General features: G+C 73.4%; 17 protein-coding genes. 11 read left to right on the top strand and 6 right to left on the bottom strand.

Annotated features, from left to right (window positions below; translation table 11 throughout):
* Positions 1-16 precede the first annotated feature (16 nt).
* Positions 17-652, bottom strand: a complete 636-nt coding sequence (locus ACIPPM_RS08405) for a TIGR03085 family metal-binding protein (RefSeq protein WP_401444670.1) — start codon at positions 650-652, stop codon at positions 17-19.
* Positions 653-734: 82 nt separating this feature from the next.
* Here ACIPPM_RS08405 and hisI point away from each other — a divergent pair, with 82 nt between their 5' ends.
* The 11 genes from hisI to lgt all read left to right on the top strand — a co-directional run bounded on the left by hisI (position 735) and on the right by lgt (position 9,653).
* Entirely contained in the window at positions 735-1,115 is a 381-nt protein-coding gene (gene hisI, locus ACIPPM_RS08400; protein ID WP_401444667.1) for a phosphoribosyl-AMP cyclohydrolase, read from the top strand.
* 5 nt (positions 1,116-1,120) lie between these two features.
* A complete protein-coding gene (locus tag ACIPPM_RS08395) occupies positions 1,121-2,602 on the top strand; it encodes an anthranilate synthase component I (protein ID WP_401444664.1) in 1,482 nt (493 codons plus the stop codon).
* A gap of 49 nt (positions 2,603-2,651) precedes the next feature.
* Complete coding sequence (locus ACIPPM_RS08390) at positions 2,652-3,290, top strand: TIGR02234 family membrane protein (protein WP_401444662.1); 639 nt, start codon at positions 2,652-2,654, stop codon at positions 3,288-3,290.
* A gap of 188 nt (positions 3,291-3,478) precedes the next feature.
* A complete protein-coding gene (locus ACIPPM_RS08385) occupies positions 3,479-3,736 on the top strand; it encodes an HGxxPAAW family protein (protein ID WP_401444659.1) in 258 nt (85 codons plus the stop codon).
* A gap of 92 nt (positions 3,737-3,828) precedes the next feature.
* On the top strand, positions 3,829-4,290 hold the full coding sequence (locus tag ACIPPM_RS08380) for a DUF2752 domain-containing protein (RefSeq protein WP_401444657.1): 462 nt from the start codon (positions 3,829-3,831) through the stop codon (positions 4,288-4,290).
* A 134-nt stretch (positions 4,291-4,424) separates the two neighbouring features.
* The gene (gene trpC, locus ACIPPM_RS08375) at positions 4,425-5,234 is read left to right on the top strand and encodes an indole-3-glycerol phosphate synthase TrpC (RefSeq protein ID WP_401444655.1); all 810 of its coding nucleotides are present in this window, start codon (positions 4,425-4,427) and stop codon (positions 5,232-5,234) included.
* Between the two features lie 21 nt (positions 5,235-5,255).
* Complete coding sequence (trpM, locus tag ACIPPM_RS08370) at positions 5,256-5,459, top strand: tryptophan biosynthesis modulator TrpM (protein ID WP_401444652.1); 204 nt, start codon at positions 5,256-5,258, stop codon at positions 5,457-5,459.
* 78 nt (positions 5,460-5,537) lie between these two features.
* Positions 5,538-6,821 (top strand): tryptophan synthase subunit beta, encoded by a 1,284-nt coding sequence (trpB, locus tag ACIPPM_RS08365; RefSeq protein WP_393597222.1) that lies wholly within the window; start codon positions 5,538-5,540, stop codon positions 6,819-6,821.
* Positions 6,818-7,636 (top strand): tryptophan synthase subunit alpha, encoded by an 819-nt coding sequence (gene trpA / locus ACIPPM_RS08360; RefSeq protein ID WP_393597224.1) that lies wholly within the window; start codon positions 6,818-6,820, stop codon positions 7,634-7,636. Before trpB ends, trpA begins: the two co-directional genes overlap by 4 nt.
* A gap of 91 nt (positions 7,637-7,727) precedes the next feature.
* On the top strand, positions 7,728-8,504 hold the full coding sequence (locus ACIPPM_RS08355) for a DsbA family protein (protein ID WP_388992269.1): 777 nt from the start codon (positions 7,728-7,730) through the stop codon (positions 8,502-8,504).
* Between the two features lie 84 nt (positions 8,505-8,588).
* Positions 8,589-9,653, top strand: a complete 1,065-nt coding sequence (gene lgt / locus ACIPPM_RS08350) for a prolipoprotein diacylglyceryl transferase (RefSeq protein ID WP_401444647.1) — start codon at positions 8,589-8,591, stop codon at positions 9,651-9,653.
* 62 nt (positions 9,654-9,715) lie between these two features.
* Here lgt and ACIPPM_RS08345 read toward each other — a convergent pair whose 3' ends face one another.
* Genes ACIPPM_RS08345 through ACIPPM_RS08325 form a run of 5 tightly spaced genes read right to left on the bottom strand, consistent with a single transcriptional unit; the run spans position 9,716 to position 15,156 of the window.
* Positions 9,716-10,522, bottom strand: a complete 807-nt coding sequence (locus tag ACIPPM_RS08345) for an HpcH/HpaI aldolase/citrate lyase family protein (RefSeq protein ID WP_401444644.1) — start codon at positions 10,520-10,522, stop codon at positions 9,716-9,718.
* Positions 10,519-11,733 (bottom strand): CaiB/BaiF CoA transferase family protein, encoded by a 1,215-nt coding sequence (locus ACIPPM_RS08340; RefSeq protein ID WP_401444641.1) that lies wholly within the window; start codon positions 11,731-11,733, stop codon positions 10,519-10,521. The genes ACIPPM_RS08345 and ACIPPM_RS08340 overlap by 4 nt, the downstream gene beginning before the upstream one ends.
* Positions 11,730-12,623: a ribokinase gene (gene rbsK / locus ACIPPM_RS08335; RefSeq protein WP_401444639.1), complete on the bottom strand. Its 894-nt coding sequence runs from the start codon at positions 12,621-12,623 to the stop codon at positions 11,730-11,732. Before rbsK ends, ACIPPM_RS08340 begins: the two co-directional genes overlap by 4 nt.
* On the bottom strand, positions 12,620-13,984 hold the full coding sequence (locus ACIPPM_RS08330; RefSeq protein ID WP_401444636.1) for an ADP-ribosylglycohydrolase family protein: 1,365 nt from the start codon (positions 13,982-13,984) through the stop codon (positions 12,620-12,622). Before ACIPPM_RS08330 ends, rbsK begins: the two co-directional genes overlap by 4 nt.
* Complete coding sequence (locus ACIPPM_RS08325) at positions 13,972-15,156, bottom strand: ADP-ribosylglycohydrolase family protein (protein WP_401444634.1); 1,185 nt, start codon at positions 15,154-15,156, stop codon at positions 13,972-13,974. Before ACIPPM_RS08325 ends, ACIPPM_RS08330 begins: the two co-directional genes overlap by 13 nt.

The following is a 15,156-nucleotide window of genomic DNA, read 5'->3' as shown; positions in this document are numbered from 1 at the left end:
CCGCTCCCGTCGGACGTCAGAGACCCAGCTGATGGGACTCGTGCAGGGCGGTGATCGCGTCCGCGTCGCCCTCCAGCGCCACCTTGGCCACGTCCTGCCGCCCGTAGGCGAACATCAGCAGCTCCGAGGGCTCGCCGGTCGCCGTGACCACCGGCGTGCCCCGGTGCGCCACCGCCGTACGGCCGTCCGGGCGGCGCAGCACCAGACCGGTCGGCGCGTGCCGTCCGGTCATCCGGGCCGTACGCTCCAGCCGCGTCCACAGCGAGTCCTGGAACACCGGGTCCAGTTCCCGCGGGCTCCAGTCCGGCTGGGCGCGGCGCACGTCCTCGGCGTGGATGTAGAACTCGACGGTGTTCGCCGCCTCGTCCACCTGCTTCAGCCGGAACGGGGAGAACTTCGGGGGACCGGTGCGGATCAGCCGGATCAGCTCGTCGTAGGGCTTGGCCGCGTACTCGTCCATCACCCGGTCCAGCCGGGAGGCCAGCGGCTTGGCGAGCATCCCGGCCGCCGCGTCGGGGCGCCGTTCACGCACCACCACATGTGCGGCCAGATCACGGGTCGTCCAGCCCTCGCACAGAGTCGGTGCGTCCGGGCCGGCGGTTTCCAAGAGGTCTGCGAGCAGGAGCCGTTCACGCTTGGCGAAGGTCGACATGACTTCAGCCTACGGCCACCGCCGAGGACCACGCAGCGGACACGGAACGTGGCCCCGGACACCGCACGGCACAATGGCACCCATGACCCGTACGACCGGCAGCCCCCGTCCCAGCGGCCTCGACCCCGAGATCGCCGCCCGCCTCAAGCGCGACCCGGACGGCCTCGTCCCCGCCGTGGCCCAGCAGTACGACACCGGCGAGGTGCTGATGCTCGGCTGGATGGACGACGAGGCGCTGCACCGCACCCTGACCACCGGCCGCTGCACGTACTGGTCCCGCAGCCGCCAGGAGTACTGGGTCAAGGGCGACACCTCCGGCCATGTCCAGCAGGTCAAGTCGGTCGCGCTGGACTGCGACGCCGACACCCTGCTGGTCAAGGTCGACCAGACGGGCGCCGCCTGCCACACCGGCGACCGCACCTGTTTCGACGCCGACGTGCTGCTCAAGGACGGGGACCGCTGAACGCCATGGATCTCGACACCTTCCGCAAGCTCGCCGCCGACCGGCGTGTCATCCCGGTCACCCGCAAGCTCCTCGCCGACGGCGACACCCCCGTCGCCCTCTACCGCAAGCTCGCCGCCGAACGCCCCGGCACCTTCCTGCTGGAGTCCGCGGAGAACGGCCGCTCCTGGTCGCGGTACTCCTTCGTCGGCGTCCGCTCCGCAGGCACCCTCACCACGCGCGACGGCGAGGCCCACTGGCTCGGCACCCCGCCGGTCGGCGTCCCCACCGACGGCGACCCGCTCGCCGCGCTGCGCGCCACCCTCCAGGCCCTGCACACCCCGCACCAGGAAGGCATGCCGCCCTTCACCGGCGGCATGGTCGGCTACCTCGGCTACGACATCGTCCGCCGCCTGGAGAAGATCGGCTCCGGCGAACGCGACGACCTGAAGCTGCCCGAACTGACCATGCTCCTGACCAGCGACCTCGCCGTGATGGACCACTGGGAGGGCTCGGTCCTGCTGATCGCCAACGCGATCAACCACAACGACCTCGACACCGGCGTGGACGAGGCGTACGCCGACGCGGTCGCCCGGCTCGACGCCATGGAGGCCGACCTCGCCCGCCCGGTCGCCCAGCCCCCGGCCGTACTGCCGCCCTCCGAGCTGCCCGAGTACACCGCGCTGTGGGGCGGCCCCGACTTCCGGGCGGCCGTCGAGGACGTCAAGGAGCGCATCCGCGCGGGCGAGGCGTTCCAGGTCGTCCCCTCCCAGCGCTTCGAGACGCCCTGCACCGCGAGCGCCCTCGACGTGTACCGGGTGCTGCGGGCAACTAACCCGTCCCCGTACATGTACCTGTTCCGCTTCGACGGGTTCGACGTGGTCGGCTCCTCGCCCGAGGCGCTGGTCAAGGTCGAGGACGGCCGCGCCATGGTGCACCCCATCGCGGGCACCCGGCACCGGGGCGCCACCCCGCAGGAGGACCAGGCCCTCGCCGACGAGCTGATGGCCGACCCCAAGGAGCGCGCCGAGCACCTGATGCTCGTCGACCTCGGCCGCAACGACCTCGGCCGGGTCTGCGAACCCGGCTCGGTGGAGGTCGTCGACTTCATGTCGATCGAGCGCTACTCGCACGTCATGCACATCGTCTCCACGGTCACCGGCACGGTCTCCGGCGGCCGCACCGCCTTCGACGTGCTCACCGCGTGCTTCCCGGCGGGCACCCTCTCCGGCGCCCCCAAGCCCCGCGCCATGCAGATCATCGACGAACTCGAGCCCTCCCGGCGCGGCCTGTACGGCGGCTGCGTCGGCTACCTCGACTTCGCGGGCGACTCCGACACCGCCATCGCCATCCGCACCGCCCTGCTGCGCGACGGCACGGCGTACGTGCAGGCCGGAGCCGGGATCGTCGCGGACTCCGACCCGGTCGCGGAGGACCAGGAGTGCCGCAACAAGGCGGCGGCCGTGCTGCGCGCCGTGCACACCGCCAACCGGCTGGGCACGGTGTGACCCGTTCGCGGCAACCCCGGATGACACTTCGTCCGGGGTTCAGGCGATAGTGGAGTACGTGACTGCCGTACCGCACCCCCGTTCCGAGGCCGCCGCGCCCGCCCGCTCCGGCAGGCGCAGCCTGGCCGCCGCCCTGCTGTTCGGCGCGCTCGGCGCGGCCGTGGCGCTGCTGGCGACCCGGCAGCGCTGGTCCGAGGGGACCGCGACGGTCGCCGGAGGCGCCTTCCCGCTGACCGCCAAGGGCAGCGACGTCACCGGCGTCCCCGCCGCCCTGGCCGTCGTGGGGCTGGCCGCGCTGGTCGCCGTGTTCGCCGTGCGCCGGGCGGGCCGGTTCGCCGTCGCCGCGCTGCTCGCGCTCTCCGGCGCGGGCATCGTCGTCGCCGCCCTCACCGGGGTCGCCGACGGCTCAGCGCTGGACGAGAAGGCGGCCGAGACCACCGGCGACACCTCGGCCACCGTCGAGGCCCTCACCCACACCGCGTGGCCCTACGCCGCGGCGGCGGGCGGAGTGCTGATCCTGCTCGCCGGTCTCCTCGCGCTGCGCTACGGCTCCCGCTGGCCCGCCATGTCCGGCCGGTACGAGCGCGGCACGGACCGCCCCCGGCGCGCCTCCCGCCCGGTCGACCCGGAGCGCCCGGAGGAGATCTGGAAGGCCCTGGACCGGGGCGAGGACCCCACCGGCGCCTGAACCACCGCCCCGCTTCCGACCCGGTGTGGCCAACCAGACTCCCACCCCCGCGTCGATCGCCCGTCGGCGTACGGGACAATGGACCGCGAGCGACCCGGCTCGGACAGTGACGGGCGGGCTCGGACCGTACGACCCGTACGACCCGTACGACAGGTACGCGATACGTACACAGCAACGAGGAGCAAGTCATGGCGGGCAGCAGCCACGGTCACACCCCGGCCGCCTGGACCGGTGTCATCATCGCCTTCATCGGTTTCTGCGTCTCGGGCGCCTTCACCGTGATGGCCCAGCCCGTCGGCTTCTGGGCCGGCCTGGTGATCGTGGTCCTCGGTGGCATCGTGGGCTGGATCATGCGCTCCATGGGCCTCGGCATGCCGAAGGCGAGCGCCATCCCGGCCCGCCCTACCGCCGCCGCCACCCGTGAGCCGGTCGGCGCCGAGAGCTGAGCGAATCGCCCGAAGGGGCGTCCCGGAGCCGTACGGACGGCTCGGGGGCGCCCCTTCGCGCGTCCGTACCGGGGTCACGGCACAATGCCAGGGTGAACGCCGACAGCGGTGCCGCCCCGCGCCCTTCCTCGCTCGTGGAGCCCTCGCCCGCGCGGACCCCGCTGTGGCGGCGCCTGGCGACCCCGGCCGGAGTCCTCGCCGCGGTGGCCGGAGCCTTCGCCTACGTCGGCGCCGTCGACCCCAACCAGCCCGGCCACTACCCGGTCTGCCCGCTGTACGCGCTCACCGGGCTGTACTGCCCCGGCTGCGGCGGGCTGCGCGGTGCGCACGCCTTCGTGCACGGTGACCTCCTCGGCGCCCTGCACGACAACGCGGCCGGAGTCGCCGCCTACCTCGCCTTCGCCGCGCTGTGGACCCTCTGGACGGTCCGGGCCGCCCGGGGTCTGCCGGTGCGTCTGGTGCTCGGCCGCACCCCGCTGTGGGTCCTCGGCTCCGCGCTGCTGCTCTTCACCGTCGTCCGGAACCTGCCGTTCGGTGGCTCGATCCGTCCTTGATCAACAAGGAATGTCCAGGTAATGGGACCGCCGACCGTCGGATGCGAGCCCTGGCACCGCCTCCGGATACCATCGCAGTGACCACGGGTTTTCGAACCCGCCGCATGACCAACGGGTGAAAGGGGGCCGCTCGCGTGAGTGTGCTCGACGAGATCATCGACGGAGTCCGGGCCGACCTCGCGGAGCGGCAGGCCCGCGTCAGCCTCGACGAGCTCAAGGAGCGCGCCGCGCAGGCCGCGGCGGCCAAGGACGGCGTGGCCGCCCTCAAGGGTGACGGCGTCAAGGTGATCTGCGAGGTCAAGCGCTCCAGCCCGTCCAAGGGCGCGCTGGCCGCCATCGCCGACCCCGCCGCCCTCGCCGCCGACTACGAGGCGGGCGGCGCCGCCGTCATCTCCGTCCTCACCGAGGAGCGCCGCTTCGGCGGCTCGCTGGCCGACCTCGAGGCCGTCCGCGCCCGCGTCGACATCCCGGTGCTCCGCAAGGACTTCATCGTCACCTCGTACCAGCTGTGGGAGGCCCGCGCGTACGGCGCCGACCTCGTGCTGCTCATCGTGGCCGCGCTGGAGCAGCCCGCGCTGGAGTCGCTGATCGAGCGTGCCGTGTCCATCGGGCTGACCCCGCTGGTCGAGGTGCACGACGAGGACGAGATCGAGCGCGCCGTGGACGCGGGCGCCAAGATCATCGGCGTGAACGCCCGCAACCTGAAGACCCTGGAGGTCGACCGGGGCACCTTCGAGCGGATCGCCCCGGAGATCCCCGACGAGCTGGTCAAGGTCGCGGAATCCGGCGTACGCGGCCCGCACGACCTGATCGCCTACGCCAACGCGGGCGCCGACGCCGTCCTGGTCGGCGAGTCCCTGGTCACCGGCCGCGACCCCAAGACCGCGGTGGCCGACCTGGTGGCCGCGGGCGAGCACCCCGCGCTCCGGCACGGCCGCGGCTGATCCCCCGGTAGGCTTGACCCCGTGACCCTCACCCTGACCGCCACCGTGGACCGCCACGCCCGCCTCGCGCGCGGCTGCCGTCCCCGTGGCTGCCGAGCCCCGGCCCGCCGGGTCCACGGCCGCAGGGTGAGGTACCACATCGGCGCGGAGCCGGGTCAAGTGAATGGCAGACGATGGCAGCAGCCGACCTGTAGGGGCGCGGGGAACTGCGCGACCGGCCACTAGCGGCTCGCAGTCGACGACGATTTCCCGCCCCCACGGCGAACAGTGTCTTTTCACACGCACTACCCGTGAGGTATCGGCATGCCCAGCAACTACTTCTTTCCCGACTCGCAAGGCCAAGTGCCCAGCGGAGAGGGTTACTTCGGCGCCTTCGGCGGCAAGTTCATCCCGGAGGCCCTCGTCGCCGCCGTGGACGAGGTCGCCGTCGAGTACGACAAGGCCAAGGCGGACCCCGAGTTCGCCCGCGAACTGAACGACCTCATGGTCGACTACACGGGTCGGCCGAGTTCGCTCACCGAAGTCCCGCGTTTCGCCGCGGAAGCCGGCGGAGCCCGCATCTTCCTCAAGCGCGAGGACCTCAACCACACCGGCTCGCACAAGATCAACAACGTGCTCGGCCAGGCCCTGCTCACCAAGCGCATGGGCAAGACCCGCGTCATCGCGGAGACCGGCGCCGGTCAGCACGGCGTCGCCACCGCCACCGCCTGCGCCCTGTTCGGCCTCGACTGCACCATCTACATGGGCGAGATCGACACCGAGCGCCAGGCCCTCAACGTGGCCCGGATGCGGATGCTCGGCGCCGAGGTCGTCGCCGTGAAGTCCGGCAGCCGCACCCTGAAGGACGCCATCAACGAGGCGTTCCGCGACTGGGTCGCCAACGTCGAGAACACCCACTACCTCTTCGGCACCGTCGCCGGACCCCACCCCTTCCCGGCGATGGTCCGCGACTTCCACCGCGTCATCGGCGTGGAGGCCCGCCGCCAGATCCTGGAGCGCGCCGGGCGCCTCCCGGACGCCGCCATCGCCTGCGTCGGCGGCGGCTCCAACGCCATCGGCCTCTTCCACGCCTTCATCCCCGACGCGGACGTCCGCCTGATCGGCTGCGAGCCCGCCGGGCACGGCATCGACACCGGCGAGCACGCGGCCACGCTGACCGCGGGCGAGCCCGGCATCCTGCACGGCTCCCGCTCCTACGTCCTCCAGGACGACGAGGGCCAGATCACCGAGCCGTACTCGATCTCGGCCGGTCTGGACTACCCCGGCATCGGCCCCGAGCACTCCTACCTCAAGGACTCCGGCCGGGGCGAGTACCGCGCGGTCACCGACGACGCCGCCATGCAGGCACTGCGCCTGCTGTCGCGCACCGAGGGCATCATCCCGGCCATCGAGAGCGCCCACGCGCTGGCCGGTGCCCTGGAGGTCGGCAAGGAACTGGGCCCGGACGGGCTGATCGTCGTCAACCTCTCCGGACGCGGTGACAAGGACATGGACACCGCCGCCCGGTACTTCGGGCTCTACGACACCGACGCCGAGGTCGCGGCCGACGAGGCCCACACCGCCGAGATCGAGGGGGACGCCAAGTGAGCGGCAACATCAACCTGCTGTCGGACACCCTCGCCGCCGCCAAGGCCGAGGACCGCGCCGCGCTGATCGCCTACCTTCCGGCCGGGTTCCCGACCGTGGACGGCGGCATCGAGGCGATCAAGGCCGCCTTCGACGGCGGCGCCGACGTCGTCGAGGTGGGCCTGCCGCACAGCGACCCGGTGCTCGACGGCCCGGTCATCCAGACCGCCGACGACATCGCCCTGCGCGGCGGCGTCCGCATCGCCGACGTCATGCGCACGGTCCGCGAGGCCCACGCGGCCACCGGCAAGCCGGTGCTGATCATGACCTACTGGAACCCCATCGACCGCTACGGCGTCGAGCGGTTCACCGCCGAGCTGGCCGAGGCGGGCGGCGCGGGCTGCATCCTGCCCGACCTGCCCGTGCAGGAGTCCGCGCTGTGGCGCGAGCACGCCGAGAAGCACGGTCTCGCCACCGTCTTCGTCGTCGCCCCCAGCAGCCGGGACGCCCGGCTCGCCGACATCACCGCGGCGGGCAGCGGCTTCGTCTACGCGGCCTCGCTGATGGGTGTCACCGGCACCCGCGAGTCCGTGGGCGCGCAGGCCGAGGACCTGGTGACGCGCACCCGCGCCACCCGTGCCGACCTGCCCGTCTGTGTCGGCCTCGGCGTCTCCGACGCGGCCCAGGCCGCCGAGGTGGCCGCCTTCGCCGACGGCGTCATCGTCGGCTCGGCCTTCGTCAAGCGCATCCTGGACGCCCCCGACGAAGCCTCCGGTGTCGACGCGGTCCGCGCGCTCGCCGCCGACCTGGCGAAGGGCGTCCGCCGGGGCGCCTGACCCGTATCGCTCCACGTCACCGCCCGTCACTCGAACGGGTGGACCTCCGGCCGGGGAGGCGCAATGCGCCTCCCCGGTTCGTTCAGGGGGTGTGAGCGAGAAGAACCGTGACGGAAAGCGCAACGCCCGCCAGCGCCTGGCCGCCGAGCGCGAGAAGCAGAAGTCCGCGGAGAAGCGCCGGCGCGCGCTGATCGTCGGCGTCAGTGTCGTCGGCGTGCTGGGCCTCGCCGCGGTGATCGGGGTCATCGCGGCCAACGCGGGCAAGGACAAGGGCAGCAAGAACGCGGGCCCGGTCGTGGCCCCCTCCGGCGCCCAGGGCAAGGACAGCCTGGCGATCCCGGTCGGCAAGGAGGGCGCCAAGTCCACGCTCACGATCTGGGAGGACTTCCGCTGCCCCGCCTGCCAGTCCTTCGAGACGCGGTACCGCTCCACGCTGCACGAACTGACCGACGCGGGCAAGCTCCGGGTCGAGTACCACCTGGTCCGCCTGATCGACGGCAACATGGGCGGCACCGGCTCCCTGCACTCGGCCAACGCCGCGGCCTGCGCCCAGGACGCCGGAAAGTTCCGCGAGTACCACGACGTGCTGTACGCGAACCAGCCCCCGGAGACCGACGACGCCTTCGCCGACAACGGCAAGCTGATCGACCTCGCGGGCAAGGTCAAGGGCCTCGACACGCCCACGTTCCGCTCGTGTGTGAACGACGGCACCCACAACACCTGGGTGGACCGCTCCCAGCAGGCGTTCGCCTCCGGCGGCTACGGCGGCACACCGACCGTGCTGTTCGGCGGCAAGAACATCTACCAGGACCAGTCCATGACCCCCGAGAAGCTCAAGGAGATGGTGGAGAGCGCCGACCGCGGATGAGGGGATTTCTCACCTCCCCGTTATGGACCCGTAGCCCGGCCGCGCGGCGACCGCGCGGCCCGGCACGGTAGCGTCGTCCTTGCCATGGAACTTGCCTACATTCCCAGCCCGTCGCACGGGGTGCTGTACCTCGGCCCCGTCCCGCTGCGCGCTTACGCCTTCTGCATCATCATCGGTGTCTTCCTCGCCGTCTGGCTCGGCAACAAGCGCTGGGTCGCGCGGGGCGGGCGCCCCGGCACGGTCGCCGACATCGCGGTGTGGGCCGTGCCCTTCGGTCTCGTCGGCGGCCGGCTCTACCACGTGATCACGGACTACGAGCTGTACTTCAGTCCGGGCCGCAACTGGGTGGACGCCTTCAAGGTGTGGGAGGGCGGCCTGGGCATCTGGGGCGCCATCGCGCTGGGCGCGGTCGGCGCCTGGATCGGCGCCCGGCGCATGGGCGTGGCCCTGCCCGCCTACGCCGACGCCGTCGCCCCCGGCATCGCCTTCGCGCAGGCCGTCGGCCGCTGGGGCAACTGGTTCAACCAGGAGCTGTACGGCCACGAGACCCACCTGCCCTGGGCCCTGCACATCACTTCCTCCGAGGGCGGCCGGGTGCCGGGCTACTACCACCCGACGTTCCTCTACGAGTCGCTGTGGTGCGTGGGCGTCGGCTTCCTGGTCATCTGGGCCGACCGCCGCTTCAAGCTGGGCCACGGCCGCGCCTTCGCGCTGTACGTCGCCGCCTACTGCTCGGGCCGCGCCTGGATCGAGTACATGCGGGTGGACGACGCCCACCACATCCTGGGCGTCCGGCTGAACGTCTGGACCGCCGTCGTGGTGTTCCTGCTGGCGGTGACCTACCTGGTGCTCTCCGCCCGGCGCCGTCCGGGCCGGGAGGCGGTCGTCGAGCGGGGTGTCTCCGAGGGTTCGGCTGAGGACGACGCGGACGCCGGTGACGAGCCCGCCGAGAAGGCCGAGAAGGCCGACAACGCGGAAAAGGCCGAGGACGGGGCGAAGGCCGACCTGACCAAGGGGGACAAGGCCGAGAAGGCCGGACCCGAGGACGCCGCGACCGAGCCCGACGCGAAGTCCGAGACCGAGTCCGAGACCGAGACCGAGTCCAAGGCCGGTCTCAAGGACACCGCCGAGTCCGGCAAGAAGGGCTGATCCCAGCCTCGTAAGCACGGCCGAAGGGCGCCCGGAGCAGCTCCGGGCGCCCTTCGCCGTGTTCAGGCCCCGTCGGCCATCGACAGCGTCCGCTGGGCCTGCGCCACCGCCGCCGCGTCGATGAAGCTGCCGTCCGGCAGGGCCAGGGCGCCCTGCTCGGTGGCCGCAGCCTTCAGTACCGTCTCCGCCTCCGCGACCTCCTCCGGGGTGGGGAGGTAGGCCCGCGCGATCACCGGGAGCTGGCGGGGATGGATCGCCGCGCGGCCCACGAAGCCCAGCGCGCGGCCCCGGGCGCAGGACGCGGCGAGCCCGTCCAGGTCCCGTACGTCGGGGTGCACCGACTGGGGCGGCGGGGCCAGCCCGGCCGCCCGGGCGGCCACCACCACCCGTGCCCGGCACCAGTCCAGGCCCGCGTCGGCCCGTACCCCGAGGTCGGAACGGAGGTCGGCCTCGCCGAGGGAGAGGCCGCGCAGGGACGGGTGGGCGGTGGCGATGGCGTAGGCGTGCTCGATGCCGAGGGCGGACTCCAGCAGCGCGTACAGCGGCAGCGCGGTGGCCTCGGCGGTACGGCGGACCTGCTCGGGAACGGCCACCTTGGGCAGCCGCAGCCCGGACACGCCCGGCAGGTCGGCCAGAGCGGCGAGGTCGGCCGCCGCCCAGGGGCCGTCGGGGCCGTTGAGGCGGACATGGACCGGGACCGGCTGGGGGTCCGCGAGCCGGTCGGCGGTGGCCGCGCGGGCGTACTCCTTGCGGTCCGGGGCGACCGCGTCCTCCAGGTCGATCACCACCACGTCGGCGCCCGCCGTGAGCGCCTTGTCCACCACACGCGGCCGGTCGCCGGGGACGTACAGCCAGGTCAGCGGGGTCACAGCGCACCCTCCTCGCGCAGCGCGCCGATCTCGGCCGGGCCGAGGCCCAGCTCGGTGAGGACCGCGTCGGTGTCGGCGCCGTGTCCGCGCCCGGCCCAGCGGATCGCGCCGGGGGTCGCGGAGAGCCGGAAGAGCACGTTCTGCATGCGCAGCGGGCCGAGGTCCGGGTCGGCCACGGTGGTGACCGTGTCCAGCGCCTGGTACTGCGGGTCCTCGAAGACGTCCCGTACGTCCTGCACCGGGGCGATGGCCGCCTCCGCCTTCTCGAAGGCGGCGAGCACCTCGTCGCGGGGGCGGGCGGCGATCCAGTTGCCGACCGCCTCGTCCAGTTCGTCGGCGTGCGCGGCCCGCTGCACCCCGGTGGCGAACCAGGGCTCGTCGATCAGCTCGGGTCGGCCCACCAGGCGCATCACCCGTTCCGCCACCGACTGCGCGGAGGTGGAGACCGCGACCCAAGAGCCGTCCAGGGTGCGGTAGGTGTTGCGCGGGGCGTTGTTCGCGGAGCGGTTGCCGGTGCGTTCCTGGACGTAGCCGAGCTGGTCGTACCAGGTCGGCTGGGGGCCCAGCATCGCCAGCATCGGCTCGATGATTGCCATGTCCACCACCTGCCCGGCGCCGGTGCGCTGCCGGGCGGCCAGCGCGGTGAGCACGGCGTACGAGGTGGCCAGGGCGGCGACCGAGTCCGCGAGCCCGAACGGCGGCAGGGTCGGCGGCGCCTCCGGCTCGCCGGTGAGGGCCGCGAAGCCGCTCATCGCCTCGGCCAGGGTGCCGAAGCCGGGCCGGTGCGCGTACGGGCCGAACTGGCCGAAGGCGGTGACCCGCGCCAGCACCAGCCGGGGGTTGGCCGCCGAAAGCTCCGGCCAGCCCAGGTCCCACTTCTCCAGGGTGCCGGGGCGGAAGTTCTCGATCACCACGTCGGCGGTGGCGGCCAGCCGCAGCAGGGTGTCCCGGCCGCCGGGGCGGGACAGGTCCAGGGTGATGGTCCGCTTGTTGCGGCCGAGCGTCTTCCACCACAGGCCGATGCCGTCCTTCGCCGGGCCGTGCCCGCGGGACGGGTCGGGCCGCAGCGGATGCTCCACCTTGATCACCTCGGCGCCGAAGTCACCGAGCATCGTGGCGGCCAGCGGACCGGCGAACAGGGTGGCCAGGTCCAGCACCCGCAGGCCGTCCAGCGGCGGGCGGGTCGCGTTGTCGGGGCGGTCGGCGCTCATGCGGTGTACTGCACCTCGATCTCGGGGCGGTACGGCATCGACGCCGACGCACCTTCCCGCTGCACCGACAGCGCGGCCGCGGCCGCCGCCCAGGACAGCGCCTCCCGCAGCGGCTTCTCCTCGGCGACGGCGACCGCGTACGCCCCGGCGAAGGTGTCGCCCGCGCCCGTGGAGTCCACCGCCGCGACCTGGTGCGCGGGCACCGCCAGCGGCTCGGTGTCCCGCGACACGTACAGCACCCCCGCCTCGCCCAGGGTGAGCACCACCTCCGGCACCAGGTCGAGCAGGCCCACGGCCGCGTCGAGCGGGTCGGTGCGGCCGGTGAGGGTGACCGCCTCGTAAGCATTGGGGACCAGCACGTCGGTCACGCTCAGCAGCTCCTCCGGCAGCGGCTGCGCGGGGGAGGGGGTCAGCACCGTACGGACGCCGTGCCGCCGGGCCGCCTCCGCGCCCGCGATCACCGCCGGGAGCGGCACCTCCAGCTGGAGCAGCAGGGCGTCGGCGGAGGCGATCAGGCCCTCGTCGCCGGGGGAGAGATGGTCGACGGTGCCGTTGGCGCCGGGGATCACGACGATGGAGTTGCCGCCCTCGTCGTCCACCACGATGTGTGCGGTGCCGGACGGCCCCTCGACCGTGCGCAGGAAGTCGGTGTCGACGCCGGAGTGTTCGAGGGTCTCGCGGAGCCGGGTGCCGTACGCGTCGTTGCCGACCGCGCCGATCAGCGACACCACGGCACCGGCGCGGGCGGCGGCGGTGGCCTGGTTGGCGCCCTTGCCGCCGGGAATGGTGCGGAACTCCCGGCCGGTGACGGTCTCGCCGCGCTGCGGTGCCTTGGCGACATAGGTGACGAGGTCCATGTTCGTGCTGCCGAGCACGACGATGTGGGTCATGGGCGGGTCGCCTCCAGGTGGGTGAGTCGGGCGAGGGTGTCGAAGCCGGTGCCGTCGAAGTCGGCGACCGAGGTGGCGAGCCGGTTCTTGAGCGGGGCCCGCCAGCGCTCCGGCAGTGCGTCGGGGGCGCCCGCGAGGAGGCCCGCGACGCAGCCTGCCGTCGCGCCGTTGGAATCGGTGTCCCAGCCGCCCGACACCGCCCGGCAGACCGAGCCGGTGAAGTCGCCGTCGGCGTGGGTGAGCGCGGCGGCGATCAGGGCGGTGTTGGGCAGTGCGTGCACCCAGTGGTGGGTGGGGCCGAACCACATGTGGAGCGCATCCACCACGTCGTCGAAGTCCGTGTGCTCCTGCGCCAGTCGGACCGCGTCGGTGACGGCGCGGGCCAGCCGGGAGGCGGGCGGGACCACGGTCAGGCCGGTACGCAGACAGGCGTGCACGTCCTGGGTGCCGGAGGCGGCCGCGGCGATGACGGCGGCCGCGAACATCGCCGCGTGCACGCCGGTGGCGGTGTGGGTGAGGACCGCGTCCCGGTGCGCCTGCGCGGCGGCGGCCGCCGGGTCGCCCGCGTTGGTCCAGCCGTGCACATCGGCGCGGATCAGGGCGCCGATCCACTCCCGGAACGGGTTGCGGTACCGGGCGGTGTGCGGGGGCTCCACCCCGGCGAGGAGGTTGCGCAGGGCGACGCGTTCGGCGGTGAAGGCGCGGCCGGGCGGGAGTTCGTCCAGCCACAGCCGGGCCACCTCGTCGGTGGTGAAGGCGCGGCCGTGGCGGGCGAGGAGCAGCAGGCCCAGCAGGGGGTAGTTGAGGTCGTCGTCCTCCGGCATGCCGTCGATGTTCTCGGCCAGCGAGGTCGGGGCGGAGCGGCGGTTCCAGGGGTGCCGGGAGAGCAGCTCCCCGGGCACGCCCTTCGCGGTGAACCACGTGGTCAGCGGCCAGTTGCCGGTGGCGCGGGCCAACTCGCGGATGCCGTCCAGCGGGAGTTTCTCCACCGGCTTGCCGAGCAGGCAGCCGATGGCGCGGCCCAGCCAGGCGGCCTCCAGCGCGTCCGGGTCGGGGGCGGTGCGCGCGGCGGGGGAGGCGGGCCAGTCGGGGCACAGGGCGGTGATCCGGTCCAGCGCGGTCGGCTCCAGCTCGGTCGACTCGCTGGGCAGCTCGGCCAGTTCGTCGAGCAGGTCCTCGGCCAGCAGGCGCAGGTAGCGGGAGGCGGGCTCCGGTGAGGCACCGGCCCGCTCGGGGGCGTCCGCGCCGCCCGCCGCGCGCCAGCGCGCCTCGATCCGGGTGGCGTTGCGGCCGTCCAGGCGGGCCTGGCGCAGCTCATGGCCGACCAGGTCCTCGGGCTGCACCCAGGTCAGTCGCAGCATGCGGGGCCTCCCAGCGCGGCGAACGCCCGCTCGTGCGCCCGGCGCCGCCCGGTGTCCCGGACGAAGACCTCACGGGCGACCTCGGTCAGCTCGCGGGCCGGGGCCCACAGGTCCAGGCGGCTCGCCTCCGCCACCGTTTTCGCCCACTCCTCGGGCACCGGCGAGCCGAGCGCCCCCGCGAGAGCGCCGGCCATGGTGGCGATCGAGTCGCAGTCCCGCCCGTAGTTCACCGAGCCCAGCACCGCGTGCCGCAGATCACCGCCCGCGACCACCAACATGCCGAGCGCGACGGGGAGTTCCTCGATCGAGTGCAGCCGGGACGGGCGGCGGGCGCCCAGCGAGGGGGCGCGGTACTCGGGGCCGACCGTGTCGTACGGGGCGACCGCCGCGCGCAGCGGGAGGAGCGCCGACTCGAAGTCGCTGTGCCTCGCGGCCACTTCGCACACCTTCTCGATGGCCTCGCGGGTGCCGTCCTTGGCCAGGGCCAGGCTCGCGGCCACCACCGAGTCCGGGGTCGCGCCCGGCGCGCACGCGGCGGCCACGGCGGCCGCGAACACCCCGGCCGCCTCCCGGCCGTACGACGACTGGTGGGCGCCCGCCACATCCAGCGCCTCGGCGTACGCGCCCGCCGGGCTGGCCGCGTTGACCAGGCCGACCGGCGCCATGTACATCGCCGCCCCGCAGTTGACGATGTTGCCGGTGCCCGCCTCACGCGGGTCCACATGTCCGTACGCGATCCGGGCCACCAGCCACTTCTCCGCGAGGAAGATCCGCTGCAGCGGCAGCGCCTCCGCCTCCAGCTCGGGAATCCAGCGGGGCTCGGTCATCAGGTCCGGCACCAGGTGCTCCGCGACGGCGTACGCGTCGAGGTGGTCCCGGACGCGGGCGTAGACCCGGATCAGGGCGTGCGTCATCAGGGTGTCGTCCGTGACGTGCCCGTCGCCCTTGTGGTACGGCGCGATCGGGCGGGCGGTGCGCCAGTCGTCGCCGTTCCAGGGGCCGACGATCCCGTGCACCCGGCCGCCGTGGCGCTCGACGATCTGGTCGGGGCTGTACCCCTCGACCGGCCCGCCGAGGGCGTCCCCCACGGCGGCGCCGAGCAGGGCACCGGTGATCCGCTCGTCCAGACCGGTCCCACCAGGGCCGGAGATTTCGTCACTTTTGGGCATCAT

Origin of the sequence: Streptomyces sp. NPDC090119 (assembly GCF_044747085.1) — a bacterium.
Lineage (GTDB): Bacteria > Actinomycetota > Actinomycetes > Streptomycetales > Streptomycetaceae > Streptomyces.
The sequence above is the reverse complement of the archived record's forward strand: the minus strand, read 5'-3'. Positions and strand labels throughout refer to the sequence as shown.